Source organism: Nostoc linckia z4 (assembly GCF_002608075.1).
Lineage (GTDB): Bacteria > Cyanobacteriota > Cyanobacteriia > Cyanobacteriales > Nostocaceae > Nostoc > Nostoc linckia.
Map to the genome: position 1 here is coordinate 238,001 of NZ_LAHA01000004.1, position 16,519 is coordinate 254,519.

The following is a 16,519-nucleotide window of genomic DNA, read 5'->3' on the forward strand; positions in this document are numbered from 1 at the left end:
GTACCTAAATTCAGTAAATAATCGATGATTAATAAATTACAAGACTACAATCCCAGTGGCGTAGGCGAAATTAATGGCAACCTTTTGGGTTTACCATTCGATTATGAGTCTGCAAACTTGATTGTCTTTGGTGTTCCGTGGGAAGTCACTGTTTCCTATGGTGCAGGTACAGCGAACGGGCCACAACGGATTTTAGATGCTTCTACTCAATTGGATTTGTTCGATTTCGATCGCCCCGATGGCTGGAAACAAGGAATTTTCATGGTGGAAATTCCCCAGGATATCTTAGAGAAAAACAAATATTATCGTGGCTTATCAGCGAAAATCATCGACAGGTTAACCCAAGGAAAAGAAATCTCAGATACACCAGATTTAACACCCGTACTTATAGAAATAAATCAAGCTTGTCAACAAGTTAATCAATGGCTGTTTGATAATTGTCAGCAAGCAATTAACAATGGTAAACGGGTTGCAGTCATCGGAGGAGACCACAGTTCGCCTTTGGGATATTTCCAAGCATTAGCCGCGAAATATCCGAATTATGGGATTTTACATATTGACGCACACGCAGATTTACGGAACGCCTATGAGGGATTTGAATTTTCCCATGCGTCAATCATGTTTAATGGTATGAAAATACCACAAATTTCCAAGTTAGTGCAAGTTGGTTTACGTGATATTTCCCATGATGAAGTTCAGATGATTAATCAATCTGATGGTCGGATTATTGCTTATTACGATCCAGCTATTAAACAAAGGCTTTATGGTGGCACAACTTGGATAGAGTTATGTCGAGAAATTATCAATCATTTGCCTGAGGATGTCTATGTTAGCTTTGATGTGGATGGTTTAGATCCAAAACTATGTCCGAGTACAGGTACTCCCGTTCCGGGTGGCTTGGAATTAGAGCAAACATTTTGCCTGTTTCGGGAGTTGGTAAATAGCGGTAGAAAAATTATTGGCTTTGATATCTGCGAAGTTGGTGATGGTGAATGGGATGGGAATGTTGGGGCGCGGATAGTTTATAAGCTAGCGAATTTGATGGATTTATCTTTGGAGAATTGAGGAGTCAGAATTCAGGAGTCAGAATTCAGAATTCAGGAGTCAGAATTCAGGAGTCAGAATTTAGGAGTCAGAATTTAGGAGTCAGAATTTAGGAGTCAGAATTGAGGAGTCAGAATTGAGGAGTCAGAATTCAGGAGTCAGAATAAATTGGAAGCTGATGGATGAATCAATCAATAGGTTTAAGCACTGAGCTAATATGCATATTTAATGGTCAAAAAGACACTGCGAGTTGCAATAATTTACGTCCAGATATTCTGACTTCTGACTTCTGAATTCTGTATTCTGTATTCTCGATTCTTCAACTCATAGTAAGTTTTTGTTTGGGAACGAATTCCTTTTGAAGCTGATGGCGAAGTACCCAATGCTTTTGAAATTTATCCTGACTGGACTGTAGAAATACTCTCACCTGAGCAGAGAGCCACTAAAGTTATAAGTAGAACAGGATAAATAATTAAAGGTTTGTAGTGAGAACTTTCGTTCTCAAAAAAGGACTAAAGTCCTCACTACGAACTGAATTTTATTCTTTTACATTACTTAACATAGTTTGGTTTTTTCAAGTCGTTCTACTTAAGCAGTATTTTGCACTGTCTTAAATATGGTAGTCAAATAGGATGGTTAATCGACCCAGATGAGCGGTTAATTTTAGCATTTATTCCAGGACAGGAACCTGTTGAGTTGATAGATAATAATCGCCTTCCCACACCAAAGTTTTTAGAACTAAATTTGACAGTTGACCAAGTTTTTGGGTGGCTAAGACCAATTTTTAGTTCATAATTATAGCACGAACTTTTTACTCATTTAAACGATGTACGATCGCCTCCAACAATTCCTCAAACTCTGATTTGCTGTGAATATCGGGAGTCAGCGCGTTCATGTCTTTGAGCAAGTTGGTGAGTTCGGCGATCGCGTTACGAATCTCGGTGTATTGGTCAATTTCTTCTCGAAATCCCTGTAAATTCGCTGCACCAACTTCTTTCATACCTTCATCTAATTGTTTAATTTCGTCTTCCCAATGCTTAATATATTTAAGTCTGGCAATAGGTTTATAAATTTGGGCATCTACTAACACAATCGGGAAAATTCGATCATAAAATTTACCATTTTTAGCAATTTGGACTAACTCAAACATGCAATTGGGCGACTTTAAATACTTGTCACTAATCACAGCAATTACACATTTACCGCGTCCGATTCGTTCCATGAAGGCTTTGATTAGTCCTTTGTAGCCCAAATCGCGTTTATCACGGATGATTTTGATTCCTTTTGCTTGTAAAGTTTCATCCAATTGATTGACAAATTGTTCGCTTTCTCCACTCCAAGCATAAGAAATGAAAATTTCCTTCTCGAATTCCATTGCCGATTGACTATTCATGATGTCTTTTTCTTTTTGTTCGCTATCTCGTAATCGATGCGTTAAAGATTCATTTTTTTCCTGCTCCAGTTCGCTTTGCAACTGTGCAACTTGGGGATTAAATTCCCCATCTGCTTTAATTGATTGGAACATGACATCATCAATTAACTTGCGAACATCCACCATTTGAAAGCTTTTCTGGCATTGGATCTCGTACTGACGAGCGTATCGAAACCTATACAACACATCCATATAATAAAGATGAGGAGTCCCGCTTCCTTCACAGTTTTTGCAGTTGCAAGGAACTAAGGTTTGATATTGCAAACGTTCGTAAGAGTTGTGGATTTTTTCAAGTTCATGGGTAATGACTGCCATCAATTCTTTTTTGCGATTTCCGGCTACACGGATTTTAATTTCCCGTTGATTGTAGTTTTCAATGACTTCTGCACGAGTTTCGTCTTTATTGAGAACAACACCGTTTTTCCAAACGATTTTTTGCTGTTCAATCCAAGGGTGCGTTTCCACAATAAAGCGGGTGAGGATGCCTTTGGGCATGAATGTATAGGTGTAGCGGAGGATGAGATTGTGGCGATCGTCCCAGGTATAATCAGCTTTTTCAATGGAAAGCAATTGTGGGGCAATATAAGTGTTAGGGCGGTTAGGAATTTCGTAGCAAAGCTTGAACCGCATCATTAATTGCAGTAGTTCATCGCCCATATCAGCGTATTCGGGGCTTTTCCAAATATCTTTGAGGTCGTCTTTGGTAAAACAACCGAGATTTTGCTTGACAGTTTGATTATCCAAAACTTTGTAAACGGCAGTTGTACCCCATTCTGGTTTGAGGATGACATAGTGTTTGAGTGTAGAATCATCTTGAAAGTGTAGGCAAACGCCGAGGTCATGAAGATAGCTGCTTAAGCGCAGCATATCCTTACGGTCAGTTAAATTATTGATTCGGCAAAGGATAAAGTATTCTTCAACGCTGATGTAATTGCGGGAATAGTTTTCTAGGGCGTTTCTAACTCTTACCCAGAGTTTGGGAAGAGGTGTACTAACGTGGTCGAGATTGCTGATGTAAAGTTGAATAGCTTGTTTAATCTCTGGCAAACCGCGATTATTAGCTAAATTGGTTGCCAGAATTTCCTTGAGGTTGTCAAATTCTCCTCGTAACTGCCCCCCATCAACTTGGCACTGACAGTCTTGTTTTTCGTTTTTGATGATCATAACTGGGCTTTTGTCGCTCAAGAGTTCGACTATTTTCAGCCACCAGTAAAAATCAGTGTTTTCTTTGCGACTGTCGGCAACTAAGGCATAGAGAGAACGCTTGCTGAGGAAAAACTGATGGGTTTGATGGTAGATTTCCTGACCGCCAAAATCCCAGATGTTGACGCGAAAATCTTTGCCATTGGGCAGTGTGAAGTGCCACCGGATGACTTCAATGCCTTGCGTTGATTTCTCTTCTGGCTGGAGTTTGTAGGTTTGGTCTTTGATTTTCTTGGCTAAAGAGGTTTTACCAGCTGCCCCTTCACCAACAATCAAGAATTTTGCTTCGTAGAAAGGTTCGGTTTCGGTTGGGTCTTGTACTCGAAAATAGAAATCGAGAATTTCATTTACATCGCCGGGGTCTTCATTAAAATTCTTCGATCCCAAAATCTCAGGTGGAATGGGGACTGGATTTCTACGAATATCAAGTTTTTTTAGGTTTGGCAGTTGTCTAATTTCCCTTGGCAGACTACTCAGTTGATTGTTGTAGAGGTGGAGAAATTGCAGGTTGGTGAGTTGTCCAAATTCGGTTGGCAGACTGCTCACTTTATTCCCACTGAGGTGGAGAGATTGCAGGTTGGTGAGTTGTCCAAATTCCGCTGGCAGACTGCTCAGTTGATTGTTGTAGATGTTGAGGGATTGCAGGTTGGTGAGTTTTCCAAATTCCGCTGGCAGACTGCTCAGTTGATTGTTGTAGATGTTGAGGGATTGCAGGTTGGAAAGTTGTCCAAATTCTGCTGGCAGACTGCTCAGTTGATTGTTGTAGAGGTTGAGGGATTGCAGGTTGGAAAGTTTTCCAAATTCTGCTGGCAGACTGCTCAGTTGATTGTCGCCGAGGTGGAGGGATTGCAACTTGCAGAGTTGCCCAAATTCCGCTGGCAGACTGCTCAGTTGATTGTGGTAGAGGTTGAGGGATTGCAGCTTGAAAAGTTGTCCAAATTCGGCTGGCAGACTGCTCAGTTGGTTGAAGCTGAGGTCGAGGAATCGCAGGTTGGTGAGTTGTCCAATTTTCCCTAGCAGACTGCTCAGCTGATTATTGTTGAGGTTGAGGGATTGCAATTTGGTGAGTTGTCCAATTTCCCCTGGCATACTGCTCAACTGATTACTTTTGAGGTTGAGGGATTGCAACTTGATGAGTTGTCCAATTTTCCCTGGCAGACTGCTCAGCTGATTATTGTTGAGGTTGAGGGATTGCAACTTGGTGAGTTGTCCAATTTCCAGTGGCAGACTGCTCAATTGATTGAAGTTGAGGTCTAGGGTTTGCAGATTGGTAAGTTGTCCAATTTCCACTGGCAGACTACTCAGTTGATTGAAGTTGAGGTCTAGGGTTTGCAGGTTGGTCAGTTGTCCAATTTCCACTGGCAGACTACTCAGTTGATTGAAACTAAGGTCTAGGGTTTGCAGGTTGGTCAGTTGTTCAAATTCCACTGCCAGACCGCTCAGTTGATTGTCGCTGAGGTTGAGTGTTTGTAGGTTGGTGAGTTGTCCAATTTCTGCTGGCAGTGTTGTTAAGCCTTTGCCAGAAAGGTCTAATTCTGTCACCTTGTCTCTGGCAGCTTGTTCAATAATTTGCAGCAGTTCTTTGTTAGTCATTTGGGGTTTTAATGCCTGACGACGAGTTGCTGCTTGGACGCGCAGCAGAGAAATTGAGCTAATTAATAATGTAGCCTGTATGAAGAATTGCATTGAGACGATGTGCGTTAGCCTAGCTCCTCGTAGACATCGCCGCGTCCTGTGCCTCTAAACTCCACCTCAAAACCCCATCATTCCACCTTTGAACTCGAAGCTTGCACCTTTTTACACGAACTGTCGAGCAAAAAGAGCGATCGCTTTTATTCATCTCAAGGGTGTGCGATCGCCTGTTGTTGAGGATGCGATGCCACCGGCGGGCTACGCCAACGCCACAAACTTTGGAACCAACTTATAGTAGTTGTAAAAATATAAAAAGTATTTAGTCGTTATCTTCAACTTGATATGAGCGCAGCAGATTTATTCCCAACCTTGCACAAGCTATCTCGTGCAGATAAACTCAAGGTCATGCAGTTTTTAGTTCAAGAACTAGCGACTGAAGAAGAAGCATTGTCGTTACAGCCAGGAGTCACTTATCATGTGTGGTCTCCCTATAATTCTCATGGAGCTGCTCAGAAACTCGCTGCACTGCTAGAAGAAGACAGACAGGTAAACGATGCTTAATTCCCAAAGATTTCCCTTTATTGAAAGTCGTGATGTCTTTGGGGATATCGATGCAGTACCAATATTACCCCTGACATTAAGCTACAAAAATTCTGTCGTTAACGTTTCAGGTTTATTGGATACTGGAGCTAGTATTAATGTTTTACCTTACAGTGTAGGTATTCAGTTAGGGGCAACTTGGGAAGAACTAACAACCTCAGTGCAACTAGCAGGAAACCTAGCACCAGTTGAAGCAAAAGGGTTAATTTTAACTGCTCAAATAGCCAATTTTGTACCAGTCCGATTGGTATTTGCTTGGAGTCTCACGGATAATGTGCCGTTACTTTTAGGACAGATGAATTTTTTCTTGGAATTTGATGTCTGTTTTTATCGTTCACAGATGGCTTTTGAACTGTCTCCTAAGTCGTAAGATTCACCAATTATGAAACACCTCGAAGGTAAAGTCACATTAGTCACAGGTGCAACGCGGGGAATCGGTCGGGGAATTGCCATTGGCCTGGGTGAAGCAGGGGCAACTGTCTACATTACTGGTCGCAGTTTAAACAATTCTTATGCCAATGATGATATTTCGGGGACTTTAACTGAAACGCAATTAGCCGTTGAACAAGCCGGTGGTGTATGCATTCCCGTGCAAGTAGATCACAGCGACGATGAGCAGGTGCGTTTGCTCTTTGAACGCATCCAAAATGAGCAAAATGGACAACTCGATTTGCTGGTTAATAATGCTTATTCAGGAGTGAGGGCAATTAAAGACGCTTACGGGCGACCTTTTTGGGATTGCGAACCTAGTCTTTGGGATGCTAGTAACAATGTTGGACTTCGTAGCCACTATGTAGCGAGTGTTTTTGCTGCCCGGATGATGACTAGGCGCAAATCTGGACTAATTTGCACCATTTCTTCGTGGGGCAGTATGTCTTATATCTTTAACGTAGCATACGGTGTTGGTAAAACAGCCTGCGATCGCCTCGCTGCTGATATGGCTGTGGAACTAAAACCCTATAATGTCGCTTCGGTTTCAATTTGGCCTGGTATTGTTGGTACTGAGCTTTTTTCTCGTTTTGCTTCTGAAGCTAACCCAACAAATGCTACCAACCAGAGAAACTCATTTTTTAGCGATCGCTATAATTGGGAAACTCCATTATTCACCGGACGAGCGATCGCTAAACTTGCTGGCGATGCAAACATCATGAATCGTACAGGACGCTTGCAAATTGTTGCCGAACTCGCTAGCCAATATGGAATTGTCGATGAAAATGGCGATCGACCCGCTTCATTACGTTCTCTGCGTTTTGTGCTACCTGCTGCATTGCCCGCACTGAGACAATATTCATCTTTCATACCCGATATTAAAATGCCGTGGTCACTGTTGCTACTCACTGCCCTGAGTTCGCCTAAAGTTTAAAGGGAATGGGGAATGGGGTAGGGATTAAAAAACTCGGTTCATCTACTTTGATAGTATGTTGATCCGCCTCTGAACTCCGTTAATGAGTATTTGAACTGGATTAATCCAACTTTTATACTCGTGAATTAAGAATCATCAGTTGGGTTTCGTTCCTCTACCCAATGCCCCATGCCCAATACCCCATCCCCTATGCCCTATGCCCTATGCCCAAAATAAACTATCCTGAGATATATAAAACTTTGTATCCTGGTTTTAATAAGTCGTACATAATTATTTAAAAACTGGTGCAAGAAGATTTTAGATTAATTGTTGATTTAGTTTCAGTTTTGGCGGTTGCAGCCTGTGGCGGACTGTTAGCGGCACTTTTGCGACAGCCGGTGCTGCTGGGGTATCTCATTGGCGGGATGATTGTCGGGCCGGCCGGACTGGGAGTGATTAAAGAAGTTATTCAAGTGGAGACTCTGGCACAGTTCGGAGTAGCCTTTTTATTATTCGCTTTGGGTGTAGAATTTTCTTTTGCGGAACTCAAGAAAGTCAAAGCGATCGCTCTGGGTGGCGGTGGACTCCAGATTGCTTTGACGATTTTGGTGACGGTGACGGTATGCGGGTTAATTGGTGCTTGGGGAACGTTACCTGCTAAGGGCATGTTTTTGGGCTGTATTCTTTCGTTGTCTTCCACGGCGGTTGTCCTCAAGTCGTTGATGGAACGCAATGAAACCGAAACGCCCCACGGACAAGTGATGTTGGGGATTTTGGTTGTCCAGGATTTGGCGCTGGGATTGATGTTGGCAGTGCTACCAGCCCTCAACCAACCAGCAGAAACCATTGGTATCGCTGTACTCACAGCCCTGGCGTCCATTGCTTTATTTGCCGCAGGTGCGATCGCAGCAGGGATTTGGCTGATACCGCCTTTGTTGCGACTGTTAGCCCGTACTGAAAGCAAAGAATTATTTTTGTTGGGCGTTGTAGCTTTATGTTTGGGCATCGCCCTGCTAACAGAGCATTTGGGGCTATCCATTGAAATGGGAGCGTTTGTCGCCGGGTTGATGATTTCTGAGGTGGAATACGCCGATCAAACCCTGACTTACGTGGAACCATTGCGAGATATCTTTGCCAGTTTGTTTTTCGCTGCCATTGGCATGTTAATTGACCCGGTGTTTTTGTGGAAGAACCTGGAATTAATTTTAGTGCTGGTGGCCATAGTTTTTATCGGCAAGTTTCTGATTATCACCCCCCTGGTAAAAGTATTTCGCTATCCTTTGAAAACAGCCTTAATTGCTGGTTTGGGACTAGCGCAAATCGGGGAATTTTCCTTTGTTCTCGCCAGTGAAGGGCAAGCTTTGGGTCTAGTGTCCCGGCGGATATATTTACTGATTTTGGGAACCACAGCAGTCACCCTCGTGGTGACACCATTTGTGCTGCGGTTTGTGCCATTGTTATTTAACTTCGCCGAATCCATGCCTTGGTTGAAACCCTATTTAGCAGATGACCAACCACGGGATATGTCAGAAGATTTACCTTCAAAAGACCATGTGGTAGTTTGCGGCTATGGACGAGTAGGCAAAAATTTAGTGAAATTATTGCAGCAACATGACCTACCTGTGGTGGTAATCGATCAATCAGAAAGTAGAATTCAGCAGTTGCGCGAAGCTGGGGTAGCTTATGTTTATGGCAATTGTGTGAGTTTACATGTTCTGGAAACTGCCGGAGTCAATCATGCCAAAGGAATGGCCATCGCACTTCCAGACCCTATGAGTACTCGTCTTTGCTTGAAACGAGCTTTGGAATTGTCGCCAGAATTAGATTTAGTTGTCCGCGCTACCCACAATCGAGACATTGAAGTGCTGTATCAACTGGGAGCCAGGGAAGTGGTGCAACCAGAGTTTGAAGCCAGTTTAGAAATGGTGACTTATTTATTAACTGGCTTGGGCTTCTCCCAAACTCTCGTTCAACGGGAAATGCAGCAAATTCGCAAGGATCATTATTTAGACTTGCGGCCAGAACGTTCTCCTACTGAAGTTGCCCAGGATTTGCGCCAAGCAACTCAAGATTTAAATCAGCGCTGGTATCCTCTACCATCTGGTTCGCCTTTAGTTGGCATGAGCTTAGAAGAAGCAGATATGCGCTACTTAACAGGGGCAAGTTTGATGGCAATTCGCCGCGCTAACGGGGATGAAATCGATTATCCCAGTAGTGAAATGCGTTTGCAAGAAGGCGATCGCTTGCTAGTGGTGGGAGCAGATGAAGAACTAGCTGCTTTAGCAGAATTCGCCAAGGGACAAGCAGCTGTCCCCGGAGAAAATAGTGCTTGTCAGTGGGTGACGGTGAATGCTGACTCGCCAATTCTCGCTAAAACTCTTGCAGATTTGGATATCACCAAACAATACGGCGTACAAGTGCAGGCAATCCGCCGCGATGGCAAATTTATCCGCTATCCTGATGGCAACATGGATTTGCGAGTCGGCGACCAAGTATTGTTGTGCGGTGGCTTGACAGGTTTGAGTCAACTACAACAGTTATTTGGGATTCCAAGTTCGGTATCCCTATAAGAAAGTGACGAGTGCTATAGACTTCTTGGCCTTAGTCGGGAAAAGGGTAAGGGGTAAGGGGGAAAGGTTTTGTGTTTTCCTTTTCCCCAATAAAGATGCACCCCTTTTTCCATCTCTTGCAAAAGTGCTTTTTGCAAGATGTCTTATTTTGAACTCATTGATTTAGGTAACTGCAAAAATAAATTATTCCCCTTGGGGTCGTTGACTGCTGACTGTCAACGGTCAACGGTCTTCTGTGGAAGATTTTTTACTTAGAAGTTCCTTAGAATTGAGAATTCTGACGTGAGTCTTAGGTTTTTGGTTTAATATAAGCGATCGCTTGTTTCCAAACAGTGGTTTGCTCGCTGTTTTCATCTACAATGCATACACAATGAGGGTCTTGCCATAAAACTCTCCCTGTGAGTACATCCCCAGTCAGCAACTTGAACTCTGCTGGTGTTGTTTGTTTAATCAGGATTTGAACTTGTCTAATACTAGGCAAAGAGGTGTCAAATTCAGTAATCATAGTCATTAGTCATTGGATATTGGGCATTGGGCATTGGGCATTGGTTATTCACTAATGACTAATGACCAATGACAAAACACAAATATAATTTATTGATTTGGGAAATGGCAATCGAATTTACTAAGTATCATGGACTAGGTAACGACTTCATTTTGATTGACAATCGCTCGTCTTCTTTGCCTGTGGTGACTCCAGAGCAAGCCATTCAGTTGTGCGATCGCCATTTTGGCATCGGTGCTGATGGTGTTATTTTTGCCCTACCTGGAGAAAACGGCACTGATTACACCATGCGGATTTTTAACTCCGATGGTTCAGAACCGGAAATGTGTGGTAACGGTATTCGCTGTTTAGCTGGCTTTTTGGCAGAGTTAGAGGGTGAATCCCGCGATCGAGACTCATATCGCATTCATACCCTGGCTGGTGTAATTACACCCCAAATCCTACCTAATGGTCTAGTGAAAGTAGACATGGGTTTACCCAGGTTACTCGCTGCGGAAATTCCCACTACCCTGACACCCGCCCAAGAAAAAGTAATTAGTCAGCCCTTAGAGGTGGTGGGGGAAACTTGGCAAGTTACCTGCGTCAGTATGGGAAATCCTCATTGCATTACTTTTGTGGAAGATGTTGCCGCCATTGAACTAGAAACCATAGGCCCAAAATTTGAACATCACCCAGTTTTTCCCCAACGCACAAATACTGAATTTATTCAAGTAGTAAGCCGCGACTATCTGAAAATGCGCGTCTGGGAACGAGGCGCGGGGATTACCTTGGCTTGTGGTACTGGTGCTTGTGCTTCCTTGGTGGCTGGGGTGCTAACAGGAAAGTGCGATCGCACTGCCACCGTAGAATTACCAGGCGGTTTGTTACAAATTGAATGGTCAGAAATCGACCAACGAGTTTACATGACAGGCCCAGCTCAACGAGTATTTACAGGTAAGCTTTCTTAAACAAGTTGCAAGTACAGTTTTGTCATGGGGATTTAAACCCCACCACAAAACTTGCTTTTTTATTGAACTGGGGGACAAAAAAGCGCCGAATTGGCGATCGGCAGTTCTTGATTCTGTTAGCTTAGTGGGTCGTAGCCCATTCTGAATTCTGAATTCTGAATTCTGAATTCTAGATCTAAACATTCATCAAGAACTAGCTTCATTGAGAAGGTTAATAGCATCTCCATCGAGTTTCAGATTAGCAGCTTGGATAATATCGTTGAGTTGCTTGAGGTTTGTTGCACTCACAATAGGAGCGGTAATGCTTGGATTAGCAATTAGCCATGCTAGAGAAATTTGGGTGGGAGTAGCATTATATGACTTGGCCACACCATCAAGTGCCTCTAAAATCGTAAAACCGCGAGGATTTAAATATTTTTTTATCGAACTACCACGGGCACTAATAGACAAATCTTTTTCTGAGCGGTATTTACCAGATAAAAAGCCACTAGCTATGGAAGAATAGCTAATTACACCAATTTCATATTCTTGGGCGATTTGTTGTAAATCTCCTTCGTAACCATCCCGGTCATACAAGTTATAACGGGGTTGGAGGCTTTCGTAGCGAGGATAATTATTTTGATGGCTAATTTCTAATGCCTGTAGCAAACGAGAACCACTATAGTTGGAAGCACCAATGGCACGTATTTTTCCTTGACGAATCAATTCACCGTAGGTTTCAAGAGTCTCTTCCAGGGGAGTATTTTCATCATCAATATGGGATTGATACAAATCGATATAATCGGTTTGTAATCTCTGCAATGAGTCTTCAACAGCTTGTTGGATGTGTTTGCGAGAAAGTCCTTTGCCTTTAACACCCATATCACTGCCAACTTTGGTTGCGATCGCTACTTGGTGACGATTACCACGTTGTTTGAGCCATTTTCCTAAAATTGTTTCTGATTCTCCACCTTGATTTCCTGGTGCCCATTTAGAATAAACATCGGCTGTGTCAATAAAATTACCTCCAGCCGCTACAAAGTTATCTAATATCTCAAATGAAGTATTTTCATCAATTGTCCAGCCAAAAACGTTGCCACCAAAAGATATTGGTGAGACTTCTAGTTCTGAACGTCCGAGTTTACGTCTTTCTGTGATGGCCATGAATTTTCTTCTAAAACAGTTTGAGAATTATTTCTGCTAATTATTACTTTGGATAATGAAAAATCAAGTTTGCTACTATATAGTGTTGTGTTTGTTGACAGTCAACAGTCAACACTATATTTTTCACAACTGAAATAGAATTGCTATATATTAACCTGTAACTATTTTCTTACGCTTTAATACTAATCCTAAACCACTTGCTAAAAGTACGCCGACAATAGCAGTGGGTTCGGGAACAACTTCAACTTTTGCAGCCACAACCTTGAAATCTGGGCCGTTATCGTTAGGAAGATCGGGAATTAACCCATTATTATTAGAGCTAGTTAATCGCAGTGTTTTTGTGGTAATTCCATCCAAAGTAATGCCGATAGAACCAATGTTGAAAGGCCCATTGTTCAGAATGGGAGCAACTACTGTGCTGATGTTATAGTCGGCTTTGGTGTAGTTTTGTCTCAAGATTTTGTAAGTTCCTATCACTGCATTATTGTCATCCAAAGCTTCAACTAATAAATCACTATCGCCTGCCACTGTTCCACCTGCTGTTCCGCCACGTTCCCAAAAAAAGAAGGTATTCACGGGATTTGCAAAAGAAACTTCAATGCTGGCTTTATTGGCATTTTCTCGTGTTACCAAGATGCTATTCAGATTTAAGTTACCCAAACTACCAACAATGTCTAGATCGGTTGGGTTTGGTTTTGAAGGCCCTTCTGGAACTAAGTTGTCATCAGCAGTGTTGGGGCCTCGTCCTGAATTTAGTACGCCGAATACACTCGTGTCGGGAAGTGTGTAAGTGTCGTTTTGCAGAATTTTTGCTTGGTTGACGACTTCAAAGTTGTTAATGGTTGTGTTATTAAATTCCACTGAGTCTAGGCGGATATCTCTAGTGGGATCGTTGAGTAAGTTGCTTGTGGGGTCGTTTATGGGAGTAGCTGTGACATTAGTTTTAAAGGAAAAGGCTGTAAATGATGCTGCTTGCGCTGGGACTGCGACCATTAAGGAGGTTATTGAGATGGAAGTAGTACTTGTGGCGATCGCCATCATTTTTGCCAAGATAGTTTTCATTGGAATTTCACCTGATATTTTGAAAGCTTTTGATTAAGTAATTTACAAATACTACTTAAAATCTATCTACTAACCGTATTTTTAGAAATATCCCATAGCTTTTTATCTGTGTCAATAACTGGGACAAAACGCTTGGAGTGAAGAAAGCTTCTCTGTGAAGGCAAGGGAACGGGATTACAGTGGAGCGGTATTATTTAACTGAGTTAACACCCATTGAGAATTGAAAATAGTGCGGTAAATAGGATTTTTAATTTTCAGGTAACCGTTGTGCTTCTGGACTAATCCCGATAATAAAAGCTCTGTTTGTTCTGGGCTATTATCAATATGTGTCGAGTATGGGGTACTCAAAGAGGTACTAGAGGGGAAAGACTCACTGGAATTTGGTCTCAGTTGCTGTGCTTCCTGTGCTTGTAATATCTGGTGATAAAGACTTAGTAGCCGTCCTGATTGCTGTTGGTTGAAGAAAAGTAAGCGATCGCGAATGGTGCGGAGGTGTTGCGGTTGATCTTGCGATTCCCAGTCTTGGATAATGTGCGATCGTACTAATTCCTCTACCCAAGACGCTGCACTTTTTGGGGATAAATTAATCTTACCAGTTGATGTGTTGAAGGTAGTTTGCATCACTAAATGACAAAGTTTCTGGGTTAAAAAAGGTTGCCCACCACTCCAGTAAAGAATCTCTTGCAAGACAATTTCTGGTTGGCTGATTACTGTTTTTAATCCTGGTAGTAATGGTTGAGTCTCATCTAATTTAAAATCAAATAATTCAATGGCTGTAGCAATATTAAAAGGTGTCTGTTGGCTGTCTGTAATTAAACCTGATGGACTGGCTACCCCAAATAATGCAAATCCCAAGCGTTTAAAATTTGGGTTGTATGCTTGTTGTTCGTAACAATAATGAATCCAAGCAAAAAAATCGTTAACAGGGAAATTCAAATTCAACAAACTATCAATTTCATCAATGAAGATAAAAATGCCTTTTGTTTGACAATTTTTCTGGATATTTACTAATAACAATTCTTCAATAAATTGGTATAATTTTTCTACAGGAGAAAGATTTGCTTGCATCTTCCACCACTGCTGAAAGTTAAACTCCTCTGCCAAATTTAAGCTGTATAACAAACTGATAATAATGCTTTTGTACCATTGTGCTGGCGTAATATCGTCACTCACCAACTGCGTCAAATCTAAATAAACAGATTCATAGCCTTCTTTTTGCAGACGATGACTAGTTCGCTGTAATAAGGATGATTTACCCATTTGGCGAGACGTAAATATGTAGCATAAATTACCATTTTTTAAATTGCTATAAAGTTTTTCGTCAGCCTGACGCACAATGTACGTGGGATCGTTAATGTAGAGGCTACCGCCAACTTGGTATCTCATGTAAGAAGATTCTAGAGTGAAGGAAAATACAGAATTCAGAATGTGCTACGCTAACAGAATTCAGAAATCTTTCAATGTGGCGAAGCAGCGCATTGAATTGTTGCACCACCAAACTTTCAATTTGGTGTGGTATTTCACCAGTTATTCAGACGCCGCTACATTTACTTATTTAATAATTTAGCTGGGATCAAAAATTATTAAATAATTATAAAATTTTCATAGTATTTGCTAAACAAAGCTAGTTTGCAAAAATCTTTCATTGCTATGTAATTTGGCATATCTATCTATTTTGTCTTGACATTTAACAATATTGATAATTTTATAGTCACCAATTTCGTCCTTAACTGTCTTAAGTGTCTTAACTGTCTTGTTGACTATTTTTTTAGGGTCTTAATCGGCATTGCATTTTATTGGCAATGATGAGAAGATACAAACTTAACAAGACAAAAGACATTTATCGGTATCCCAATTGCAGGAATCCGATTTGATTTTGCAGCCAGTTATATAGGTATTAAGTAATGTAATAAGCAATAGGTAAGCTACCAAAACTATTTGGCATTGCACATCTTTTCGTATAAGTTGTTAACTGTTGACAGTTACATGTCAGTAACGAACACCATAAGCGAATGTGCTGTTTAAAAGCCTAATATTAGGACTCATATTGGATTCGGAGAAATACACATATAGCAATTCTATTTGAGTTGTGAAAAATTTCAGTAGTAGTGTTTGACTGTTGACTGTTAACTGTCAACTGTTAACAGTTAACGGTGAACAACAGCAAGATTTCACAAATGATTTAGAACTGCTATCGAGTGTGTTAGGCGTAAGCGGTGATGCATACTCTAAGGCTTTTAGTGCGTTTTTTCAAAACTCAAATCGGATTGCTATAGTTTCGTTAATGTTTACCTGTTGTCACAATACATTTTACTTATTGAGTATCTTCAGCGCTATGTCTCAAATGAATTGATTTTCTGAGGAGAAAAAATTATGACTTCATTAAACCATAGACCAATTCAAACGTTAGCACAAGGTAAAAGTATTCTACTGTGTGAAAAACATGTAAAAACGGATAAATTTTTTATTCATAAAACCCTCAGGGATGGAGGTAGAATTAGATTTAAAGTTCGTTATTCCGCTGAATTAACAGATTTTTGTTTGCTAGAAATTATTCTGATGAATGCCCAGACTGAAACACAGATTGCTAGCATGACGATTCCCAACGGTGGCTCTACAATTAAGGTTCAGGAACAGGAGCAGGAATTTAGTATTTGGGAATCAGGAGATTATTATTTCCTGTTTAAAATGTCTTCTCCAAGTGGAACATTTTTAATTGAAGAATATCATCTTTATTGGTTAATCAGTTGATCGTAGTAGGTAATCAACAATAGTATTGAAAGTGTCTTGTTGTCTTGGTTTGATACTCAGTTTATGTTCTACTGTTAATTATTGACAGTTTGTAGTCAAGAAAAAAGGTGTCGGGTGGGGGTTCTCTCCATTGGTGTCAACTTAAGTTATAAATGACTTAACTGTCAGCTTCCTCACCCCACTTGAACTATAATTTTAAGCTAATTAGAGGTTGTTTTAAGAGTGGTTTGCTGTCATTTTAATCATATTTTACCGCCCTTAATTTTCCTGATTTTTTGAATGGGGATA

Annotated in this window: 14 protein-coding genes and 1 pseudogene; 10 read left to right on the forward strand and 5 right to left on the reverse strand. The window is 41.2% G+C overall.

Annotated elements, in window-relative coordinates:
• Window positions 1–24: 24 nt before the first annotated feature.
• From speB to VF06_RS05720, 3 genes and pseudogenes are all read left to right on the forward strand, one after another.
• Window positions 25–1,065, forward strand: coding sequence for an agmatinase SpeB (gene speB / locus VF06_RS05715; RefSeq protein WP_180267256.1), 1,041 nt, complete (start codon window positions 25–27; stop codon window positions 1,063–1,065).
• 312 nt (window positions 1,066–1,377) lie between these two features.
• Window positions 1,378–1,497: pseudogene (locus tag VF06_RS42405) on the forward strand (Uma2 family endonuclease); the annotation flags it as partial.
• A 147-nt stretch (window positions 1,498–1,644) separates the two neighbouring features.
• Window positions 1,645–1,839 (forward strand): hypothetical protein, encoded by a 195-nt coding sequence (locus tag VF06_RS05720; protein WP_244917929.1) that lies wholly within the window; start codon window positions 1,645–1,647, stop codon window positions 1,837–1,839.
• A 16-nt stretch (window positions 1,840–1,855) separates the two neighbouring features.
• Here the strand turns inward: VF06_RS05720 and VF06_RS05725 are convergent, their stop codons facing one another.
• The gene (locus VF06_RS05725) at window positions 1,856–5,272 is read right to left on the reverse strand and encodes a leucine-rich repeat domain-containing protein (RefSeq protein ID WP_099066006.1); all 3,417 of its coding nucleotides are present in this window, start codon (window positions 5,270–5,272) and stop codon (window positions 1,856–1,858) included.
• Between the two features lie 181 nt (window positions 5,273–5,453).
• Between VF06_RS05725 and VF06_RS40355 the strand changes: the two genes are divergently transcribed.
• The 5 genes from VF06_RS40355 (at window position 5,454) to VF06_RS05745 (ending at window position 9,823) form a co-directional block, all read left to right on the forward strand.
• Window positions 5,454–5,606 (forward strand): hypothetical protein, encoded by a 153-nt coding sequence (locus VF06_RS40355; protein WP_180267257.1) that lies wholly within the window; start codon window positions 5,454–5,456, stop codon window positions 5,604–5,606.
• Window positions 5,607–5,653: 47 nt separating this feature from the next.
• The gene (locus VF06_RS05730; protein WP_099065803.1) at window positions 5,654–5,872 is read left to right on the forward strand and encodes a hypothetical protein; all 219 of its coding nucleotides are present in this window, start codon (window positions 5,654–5,656) and stop codon (window positions 5,870–5,872) included.
• A complete protein-coding gene (locus VF06_RS05735) occupies window positions 5,865–6,281 on the forward strand; it encodes a pepsin/retropepsin-like aspartic protease family protein (protein WP_099065804.1) in 417 nt (138 codons plus the stop codon). Before VF06_RS05730 ends, VF06_RS05735 begins: the two co-directional genes overlap by 8 nt.
• Before the next feature lie 12 nt (window positions 6,282–6,293).
• On the forward strand, window positions 6,294–7,274 hold the full coding sequence (locus tag VF06_RS05740; RefSeq protein ID WP_099065805.1) for an SDR family NAD(P)-dependent oxidoreductase: 981 nt from the start codon (window positions 6,294–6,296) through the stop codon (window positions 7,272–7,274).
• Between the two features lie 284 nt (window positions 7,275–7,558).
• Window positions 7,559–9,823 carry a monovalent cation:proton antiporter family protein gene (locus VF06_RS05745; protein WP_099065806.1) on the forward strand — a complete coding sequence of 755 codons (2,265 nt, stop codon included), beginning with the start codon at window positions 7,559–7,561 and terminating at the stop codon, window positions 9,821–9,823.
• Between the two features lie 289 nt (window positions 9,824–10,112).
• On the opposite strand, the gene VF06_RS05750 is transcribed toward VF06_RS05745, so the two are convergent.
• Entirely contained in the window at window positions 10,113–10,328 is a 216-nt protein-coding gene (locus tag VF06_RS05750) for an Hfq-related RNA-binding protein (RefSeq protein ID WP_099065807.1), read from the reverse strand.
• A 104-nt stretch (window positions 10,329–10,432) separates the two neighbouring features.
• Here VF06_RS05750 and dapF point away from each other — a divergent pair, with 104 nt between their 5' ends.
• A complete protein-coding gene (dapF, locus tag VF06_RS05755; protein ID WP_099066007.1) occupies window positions 10,433–11,275 on the forward strand; it encodes a diaminopimelate epimerase in 843 nt (280 codons plus the stop codon).
• Window positions 11,276–11,461: 186 nt separating this feature from the next.
• Here the strand turns inward: dapF and VF06_RS05760 are convergent, their stop codons facing one another.
• The 3 genes from VF06_RS05760 to VF06_RS05770 all read right to left on the reverse strand — a co-directional run bounded on the left by VF06_RS05760 (window position 11,462) and on the right by VF06_RS05770 (window position 14,866).
• Complete coding sequence (locus VF06_RS05760; protein ID WP_099065808.1) at window positions 11,462–12,418, reverse strand: aldo/keto reductase; 957 nt, start codon at window positions 12,416–12,418, stop codon at window positions 11,462–11,464.
• A gap of 150 nt (window positions 12,419–12,568) precedes the next feature.
• A complete protein-coding gene (locus tag VF06_RS05765; RefSeq protein WP_099065809.1) occupies window positions 12,569–13,480 on the reverse strand; it encodes an exosortase-dependent surface protein XDP2 in 912 nt (303 codons plus the stop codon).
• Window positions 13,481–13,654: 174 nt separating this feature from the next.
• A complete protein-coding gene (locus VF06_RS05770; protein WP_099065810.1) occupies window positions 13,655–14,866 on the reverse strand; it encodes an AAA-like domain-containing protein in 1,212 nt (403 codons plus the stop codon).
• Between the two features lie 987 nt (window positions 14,867–15,853).
• On the opposite strand from VF06_RS05770, the gene VF06_RS05775 reads away from it, so the two are divergent.
• On the forward strand, window positions 15,854–16,231 hold the full coding sequence (locus VF06_RS05775; RefSeq protein ID WP_099065811.1) for a hypothetical protein: 378 nt from the start codon (window positions 15,854–15,856) through the stop codon (window positions 16,229–16,231).
• Window positions 16,232–16,519 lie beyond the last annotated feature (288 nt).

Bases quoted from the DNA above. Each gene is read 5' to 3' on its own strand.
- VF06_RS05740 (WP_099065805.1), top strand. From the start codon at position 6,294: ATGAAACACCTCGAAGGTAAAGTCACATTAGTCACAGGTGCAACGCGG.
- VF06_RS05775 (WP_099065811.1), top strand. From the start codon at position 15,854: ATGACTTCATTAAACCATAGACCAATTCAAACGTTAGCACAAGGTAAA.
- dapF (WP_099066007.1), top strand. From the start codon at position 10,433: ATGGCAATCGAATTTACTAAGTATCATGGACTAGGTAACGACTTCATT.
- VF06_RS05725 (WP_099066006.1), bottom strand. From the start codon at position 5,272: ATGACTAACAAAGAACTGCTGCAAATTATTGAACAAGCTGCCAGAGAC.
- VF06_RS05730 (WP_099065803.1), top strand. From the start codon at position 5,654: ATGAGCGCAGCAGATTTATTCCCAACCTTGCACAAGCTATCTCGTGCA.
- VF06_RS05750 (WP_099065807.1), bottom strand. From the start codon at position 10,328: ATGATTACTGAATTTGACACCTCTTTGCCTAGTATTAGACAAGTTCAA.
- VF06_RS05735 (WP_099065804.1), top strand. From the start codon at position 5,865: ATGCTTAATTCCCAAAGATTTCCCTTTATTGAAAGTCGTGATGTCTTT.
- speB (WP_180267256.1), top strand. From the start codon at position 25: ATGATTAATAAATTACAAGACTACAATCCCAGTGGCGTAGGCGAAATT.
- VF06_RS05760 (WP_099065808.1), bottom strand. From the start codon at position 12,418: ATGGCCATCACAGAAAGACGTAAACTCGGACGTTCAGAACTAGAAGTC.
- VF06_RS05770 (WP_099065810.1), bottom strand. From the start codon at position 14,866: ATGAGATACCAAGTTGGCGGTAGCCTCTACATTAACGATCCCACGTAC.
- VF06_RS05765 (WP_099065809.1), bottom strand. From the start codon at position 13,480: ATGAAAACTATCTTGGCAAAAATGATGGCGATCGCCACAAGTACTACT.